Origin of the sequence: Mycobacterium sp. 141 (assembly GCF_000382405.1) — a bacterium.
Classification (GTDB): Bacteria; Actinomycetota; Actinomycetes; order Mycobacteriales; family Mycobacteriaceae; genus Mycobacterium.
Map to the genome: position 1 here is coordinate 81,196 of NZ_KB908274.1, position 6,991 is coordinate 88,186.

Here is a 6,991-nt window from a genome sequence, read left to right on the forward strand (position 1 = left end):
TGAGGTCATGCGCAGCCGTGCCGCCGCCGTACCGGTATGCCATCGAGACCCAGCAGATGTGCCGCCCGCACGCATTCGGATGCGGGCGGCACAACGCTGCGCCGATTATCCTGCCGGCGAGGTGTGCGGCGGTTCAGGGGCCGCCGGCGCGCTCGTCGTCGGGGTAGTCCCGTACGCACCGGGCGCGGCGTTCGGGGCGGCTGGAGTTCCCTCCGCGCTGTTCGCATCGTTCTGACGCAGATCGACCGCACCGAGGGTGCTGTTGCACACGTTCTGCTCTCCGCCGTTGCTGTCGACAGCCTCGATCGCCGACGTCACCTGTCCGACGTCGTGGTTGCACACGCTTCCGACGATCTGTGCGGCCGTCGCGACCGGAACGTTGTGCAAGGTGCCGGCAGAGCCGACAGTCACGTCGACCTGCCCATCGCCGCGAGGCTCGGCATTGGCCAGCCCCAAACCAACCGACGCCAACAGCGCCCCGCCAAGGGCGGCGCCAACCGTCACGCGCTTGATCGTGCTTTTCATCAACCAGTCCTTTCAGTCAGGAAGCGGCCCGGTCCCCCATCGAGCTGACTGACCCGTACCGGCGGGCAGGTTCGGCCCACCCAGACGCATATCCGCGCCCCGCCTCGGCACCCAGGGTTTTCTACTTTCCGAGCGAATGTCAAACCAAGGCATCAGGAAATAACTACCATTAGCCGAGCTATTGAATTAACTATATTCGTACCGATTCCAATATCAAGAGGCCTTGACTAGCCGATTACCGATAAGGACCGATGGTTGGGATGATTACTGAATTCGACATACTGGGATAAATAAGAAAACCGCCGAGCGTGGATATTCCACGCTCGGCGGTTTGACGGCGAAACAGATCAGCGCTTGCTGTACTGAGGAGCCTTACGAGCCTTCTTGAGGCCGTACTTCTTACGCTCGATGGCACGCGGGTCACGGGTCAGGAAGCCTGCCCGCTTCAGCGCCGGACGGTCCTCCGGCTGCACCAGGATGAGCGCCCGGGCGATGGCCAGACGCAGCGCGCCGGCCTGGCCGGACGGCCCGCCACCATCGAGGTGGGCGTAGACGTCGAAGCTGTCCAACCGGTCCACGGTCACCAGCGGAGCCTTGATCAGCTGCTGGTGCACCTTGTTCGGGAAGTAGGCCTCCAGGGTGCGGCCGTCCAGGTGGAACTGACCCGTGCCGGGCACCAGACGCACCCGCACCACGGCCTCCTTGCGGCGGCCGACGGTCTGGATGGGACGGTCGATGATGACCGGCTCGCGGCGCTCGACGACCTCTTCGACGACCTCAGTCACAACGTCGGCCACGGCTTCGGTCTCATTCACTTCGGTCACTGGGCCACCTGCTTGATCTCGAACGGAACCGGCTGCTGCGCGACGTGCGGATGCTCCGGACCGGCGTACACCTTCAGCTTCTTCTGAATCTGCCGGCTGAGCTTGTTGTGCGGCAGCATGCCGACGATCGCGTTCTCTACGACCCGGGTCGGGTGCTTCTGCAGCAGCTCGCCGATGGTGCGCTTGCGCAGACCACCGGGGTAACCCGAGTGGCGGTAAGCGAACTTCTTGGTGAGCTTGTCACCGCTGACGGCAATCTTGTCGGCATTGATGACGATGACGAAGTCGCCTCCATCAACGTTGGGCGTGAATGTCGGCTTGTGCTTGCCGCGCAGCAGCTTGGCTGCTTCGACGGCGAGCCGGCCAAGCACCACGTCGGTGGCATCGATGACGTACCACGAACGCGTGGTGTCACCCGCCTTCGGCGTGTATGTAGACACAGCGCTTACCTCTCTCGTTTCGGGTTTCCCCGTTTGGCTGCCGGTCCGGCGAGTGCGTCTCGATGTTCCCGGCGACCGACATTGACCCGGGACCTGCTTACCCGCGAGGGCAGCACACGCCAACCGAGCAGCCTACCGCCCACTGTCGATGCAAGCCAAAACGGCTCTTCCGGGATGGACCGCACGCTCGCTGCATCCGCGGCAAGTCACGTCAACAATTCTCCTAGCCAACTCACATGGGCGCTCCCGCCTATTTCTCAGATTCCGGACGTGAACTGCAGTTACAGGCGGGATATCGGCCATCTGGAGTGAGCAGCCGAATAGCAGGACCCCAACTTCACAAGGACGAAGGAGCTGAGCACATGGCCACCGAAAGGAAGATTCAAATCCGATCTGTCTCAGCAATCGTAGGCGGCTGCGCGGTTCTGGCGCTGAGTTGGCTGGGTGTGGCGTCGGCGGGTATGCCGAGCCAGCATATGGCCAAGCTAGATAATCCCTCGCCTTTTACAACGTTGACATCGGAAGCTATGAAGCTCGGGGCGACAGCAACATCGACGGCAGCGGAGCCCTACATTGCAACGATTACGAAGGCACAGCCCCCTATCACGGGCCCGGCGGCACTGCCGTCGGAGGAGGCCAACCTGCCCTGAGCTGCAGCTGAGTGCGCGCGATTTGGCCCCGCCGATCCAATCGACAGGGCCAATCGCGCTTTTACGGGGACCGGACATACCCGGTTGCTCGACCTAGTCGTAGGGCGCGGTGCAGCGCCCTATCCACCTGGATGACCAAGATCATCAACGCGTTGCGCAATCAACGGGCGTTGAAAGCACTGCGCCGCAACGGGAATAGGAAGCGGCTAACCCGCAGGAGCCGGGGTGGTGGGCGATGCAGAGGCGCTGGCCTTGGCCGCCGCGGCTGCAGCCCGTCCCTCCGGGCTGCCCAGAGAGTTGCCCGGGGTGGTGGCCGATGCCACGGCAGCATCGCAATTGAGCGATACCAGCGTCTGACTCACCGCCGAGCCGTCGCTGTTCACCGGCGCCGGCTCCGTGTGGTCCACCTGATTGGTGACGACGCAATCCGACCATGCCAAGCGGTCACCAACAGTGCTCCGGACCACGGGCGTGTAGCCGGCCCCACTGAGCGTGGTGCTGGCGTCGCCATATTTCTGGCCGACGACATTGGGGGACGACGCCTGGGCGACCCCACACAATGCGAGGGACACGGCCGGCATCGCGATGGCGGTCACGGCCATGCCCAAGATGCGCGAACTCATCTCTTCGACCTCCTCGTCATCGGGCCTGCTCCTAACCCGCCGAACTGGCGGGTGGTGTCGTCGCCGTCGCCGTGTTGCCGACCTTCATCTGCCCGACCGCGGGCTGACTGTAGGTGGTGTCCGCAGGAGCATCGCCAGATCCGGCCAACGGAATGTTGACACCCGTAGAACCGTAATTTGGTTGTGCAAGAGCGAATGTCGCCATCGCTGCGACTGCACCGGCGCCGATCACGACGCCGAGAACTCGTCCGCTGCGGTGCCGAGTTGTAGGCTCTCCGTCGTAAGTGTCCATAGGTCAAATCTGACCCCGGATTATGTAGGGAAAGCTGCCGCCACGCTGTGTGGTCACTGAATCCAGCAACCTCCCACGAATCCATCAGCGTATTCGCGGATTACCTTGCGAGACTGCGTTTTACATGATCGCTACCCCGACCATCGGTTAGCGCTGCGTCCGAAACCCTCTCTCGCTCATCAATTGAGTTCGGCCGCGCCGCCGGGCCCCAGGGTTGCGGTTCGCGAGGTGTCTTTGAGGTCGACACCCGAGCGGCCGAGCTCGCGGGCCCCGGCGACCAGACCGGCCGCCACGCGGGCAGCCTCGGAGTATCCGAGGCCGTCGGGTGGATGGATGTTCGAGATGCAGTTGCGGTCGGCGTCGGTGCGTCCCGGCCGGGGTAGATGGGTCAGATAGATGCCCAGGCTGTCGGCCACGCTCAGGCCGGGCCGCTCACCCACGATCACCAGCAGCGTCCGGACCCCCGCCCGGCTTCCGATGTGATCGCCGAGGGCGACCCTGGCCTGCGTGGCAATCACGGGCGGCGCCATGGTGTAGCGCTCCTTCAACTGCTCCACCAGCGCCGCCAGCAAGGCTGGCCCATGGTGGTTCAGGGCTGTCGGCGACAGGCCGTCGGCGAGCATGAAGCCGATGTCAGCCGGGGTATCGAGCACGGTCATCGAGTCGGCGGGCAACCGGCCCAGGTCGGGGCGGCGCAGGTATTCCTCGCGGGAGATTGCGCGGCTGGTCACCACCGTCGGCTCACCGATGCCGACCTCGAGGACAGCTTCCCTGAGCTGATCCAAGTCCAGCGGCACGTGCACGGCATCGCGAGCCGCGGCATGCGCCGCCGCCAGCTCGAGCACCCGCCGGGTGGGCAGTCCGTTGCCGGCCCGGCCCAACCCGATACGAGCCTGCGTCGTCTTGCGCAACTCATCCCAAAACTCTTGTACTGCAACGTGGTTAGTACTCACAGCGCCTCCGCCGACGTGAGTGACCGGAGCGCCGAACGCTCCAGGTCGAACGGGGTGAGCCGGCCGGACTCGTCGACCATGCCCACATTGCGCAGCCAAGCCTCGAACTCCGGCGCGGGCCGCAACCCCAGCGTTCGTCGCACGGTCAGCACATCGTGGAAAGACAAGCTCTGGTAGCCCAGCATCACGTCGTCGGCGCCGGGCACAGTGATCACGAACGCCACCCCGGCCGCGGCCAACAGTGTCAACAGGGTGTCCATGTCGTTCTGATCAGCCTCGGCGTGGTTGGTGTAGCAAACGTCCACACCCATCGGCAGGCCGAGCAGCTTGCCGCAGAAGTGGTCTTCCAACCCGGCCCGGATGATCTGCTTGCCGTCGTACAGGTACTCGGGCCCGATGAACCCGACGACGGTGTTGACCAGCAGCGGTTGCAGGTCACGGGCGACGGCGTAGGCGCGGGTCTCCAAGGTCTGCTGGTCCACCGGCTTGCCGCCGACCCCCAGGTGGGCGTGCGAACTCAGCGCCGAACCCTGCCCCGTCTCCAGGTACATGACGTTGCCGCCGACGGTGCCTCTGTTGAGGCTGCGCGCAGCCTCGTTGCCTTCCCGCAGCACCGCGATGTTCACCCCGAAGGCCGTGTTGGCAGCCTCGGTGCCGGCTATCGACTGGAAAACCAGGTCCACCGGCGCCCCCGCCTCGATCAGCCCGATCGTCGTGGTGATGTGGGACAGCACACAGGACTGGGCCGGGATTTCATAGCGGGTGCGGATCGAATCGAGCAGGTGCAGCAGGTCGGCGGTGGCTTGCGGCGAATCGGTGGCCGGGTTGATCCCGATGACCGCATCACCGCAACCCAGTAGCAGCCCGTCGAGCACCGCAGCGGCGATTCCGCGCGGATCGTCGGTGGGGTGGTTGGGCTGCAGCCGGGTGGCCAACGTGCCGGGGGCGCCGATGGTGGTGCGGAATGCCGCACTGACCCGTATGGCGGCCGAGACCGCGATCAGATCCTGGTTGCGCATGATCTTGCTGACCGCGGTGACCATCTCCGGGGTGAGGCCTGGCGCGATGGCCGTGATGCGCTCGGCGCTGTCATCGCGCGCCGCCGTTTCCAGCAGCCAGTCCCGGAACCCTCCGACGGTGAGGTGTGAAACCGCCGAGAAGGCTTGGCAGTCATGGGTATCCATGATCAACCGGGTAACCTCGTCGGTGTCGTACGGAACGATCTCCTCGGTGAGGAACACCTCCAGCGGCAGGTCCGCGAGCACCCACGCTGCGGCCGCCCGCTCCCCGTCGTGTTCGGCTGCGCATCCGGCCAATTGGTCACCGGAACGCAGCGGGGTGGCCTTGGCCATCACCTCCACAAGCCCGTCGAAAGTGTAGTTCACCCCTGAAATCTGTTGCTGATACTTCATGACTGGCGCTCGGCCGCTGTGAGCATCGCGAACTCCTCATCGGGCGAGTTGGCCACCGGGCGATGGCGACGGAATGCGAAGTACACCATGAATGCGGTGAACACGGCCAGGCATAGCCCGGCTGCCACCGGATTGACCAGGAAGGTCGCCATGACGGCCAGCACTGTGATGACGCCAGGCAATCGAGACTCCTTACTGCGCAAAGCTTTCGATCGCCGACATGGCAACACCTCGTCACGATTGGAGTTTCCCCCATCAGGGGACCAAAAGGTAGATAAAACAACCTTTATCTAGTATCGCTGACTCCAACCCAGTTGTCCAGATGCAGTTTGCATGCTGAATCCCATTGTGTTGCAATACTTCCTGCAAAATCGCCAAAACACCACGAAGTGCCGGCGGTACGAGTCACGGGCGTTTCTCGCAACACCAGCACATTCGAGGTGCCGGATTTTCAGTTGTCGGACTGGCACGCCTCTTTAAAAGAATCCCTGGGCTTTGTTGCTGTAGGACACCAGCAGGTTCTTGGTCTGCTGGTAGTGATCCAGCATCATCTTGTGGTTCTCGCGGCCGATCCCGGACTGCTTGTACCCGCCGAACGCGGCGTGGGCGGGATACTGGTGGTAGCAGTTGGTCCACACCCGGCCCGCCTTGATGTCGCGGCCGGCGCGATAGGCGGTGTTACCGTCACGGCTCCACACCCCCGCACCCAACCCGTACAGCGTGTCATTGGCGATCCAGATCGCATCGTCATAATCCGCGAACGAGGTCACCGCGACGACCGGGCCGAAGATCTCCTCCTGGAAGATCCGCATGTTGTTCTTGCCCGCGAACACCGTCGGCTGGATGTAGAACCCGCCGGCCAGGTCACCACCGAGGTCGGCGCGTTCCCCACCGGTGACCACCCGGGCCCCTTCGGACTTGCCGATCTCGATGTAAGACAGGATCTTCTCGAACTGATCGTTGGAGGCCTGCGCCCCGATCATGGTCTCGGTGTCCAGCGGATCACCCTGGCGGACCGCCTTGGTGCGGATCGCGGCCAACTCCAGGAACTCATCGAAAATGTCGGCCTGAATGAGGCTGCGCGACGGGCACGTACATACCTCGCCCTGGTTGAGGGCGAACATCGTGAAGCCTTCCAGGGCCTTGTCCTGGAAGTCGTCGCCTGCCGCCATCACGTCGTTGAAGAAGATGTTGGGGCTCTTGCCGCCGAGTTCGAGGGTGACGGGGATGAGGTTCTGCGACGCGTACTGCATGATCAGCCGGCCGGTCGTG

Annotated in this window: 6 protein-coding genes and 2 pseudogenes; all 8 read right to left on the bottom strand. The window is 63.9% G+C overall.

Annotation, left to right across the window (positions count from 1 at the left end):
- Positions 1-105: 105 nt before the first annotated feature.
- On the bottom strand, positions 106-525 hold the full coding sequence (locus H276_RS23345; protein ID WP_019973066.1) for a hypothetical protein: 420 nt from the start codon (positions 523-525) through the stop codon (positions 106-108).
- 347 nt (positions 526-872) lie between these two features.
- Positions 873-1,322, bottom strand: a complete 450-nt coding sequence (gene rpsI, locus H276_RS0120015; RefSeq protein ID WP_026357224.1) for a 30S ribosomal protein S9 — start codon at positions 1,320-1,322, stop codon at positions 873-875.
- Between the two features lie 23 nt (positions 1,323-1,345).
- Positions 1,346-1,789, bottom strand: coding sequence for a 50S ribosomal protein L13 (rplM, locus tag H276_RS0120020; RefSeq protein ID WP_019973068.1), 444 nt, complete (start codon positions 1,787-1,789; stop codon positions 1,346-1,348).
- An 856-nt stretch (positions 1,790-2,645) separates the two neighbouring features.
- Positions 2,646-3,062 carry a hypothetical protein gene (locus H276_RS0120025; protein ID WP_019973069.1) on the bottom strand — a complete coding sequence of 139 codons (417 nt, stop codon included), beginning with the start codon at positions 3,060-3,062 and terminating at the stop codon, positions 2,646-2,648.
- A 471-nt stretch (positions 3,063-3,533) separates the two neighbouring features.
- Positions 3,534-4,307, bottom strand: coding sequence for an ethanolamine ammonia-lyase subunit EutC (gene eutC, locus H276_RS0120035; protein ID WP_019973071.1), 774 nt, complete (start codon positions 4,305-4,307; stop codon positions 3,534-3,536).
- Complete coding sequence (locus H276_RS0120040) at positions 4,304-5,719, bottom strand: ethanolamine ammonia-lyase subunit EutB (protein WP_019973072.1); 1,416 nt, start codon at positions 5,717-5,719, stop codon at positions 4,304-4,306. The genes eutC and H276_RS0120040 overlap by 4 nt, the downstream gene beginning before the upstream one ends.
- Positions 5,716-5,892 (bottom strand): annotated as a pseudogene (locus H276_RS23350) (ethanolamine permease); the annotation flags it as partial. The pseudogene H276_RS23350 and the gene H276_RS0120040, both read right to left, overlap by 4 nt.
- A 303-nt stretch (positions 5,893-6,195) precedes the next feature.
- Positions 6,196-6,991: pseudogene (adh, locus tag H276_RS0120050) on the bottom strand (aldehyde dehydrogenase); the annotation flags it as partial.

Excerpts from the sequence above, each read along its gene's own strand:
- H276_RS23345 (WP_019973066.1), bottom strand. The coding sequence starts at position 525 with ATGAAAAGCACGATCAAGCGCGTGACGGTTGGCGCCGCCCTTGGCGGG.
- H276_RS0120025 (WP_019973069.1), bottom strand. The coding sequence starts at position 3,062 with ATGAGTTCGCGCATCTTGGGCATGGCCGTGACCGCCATCGCGATGCCG.
- H276_RS0120040 (WP_019973072.1), bottom strand. The coding sequence starts at position 5,719 with ATGAAGTATCAGCAACAGATTTCAGGGGTGAACTACACTTTCGACGGG.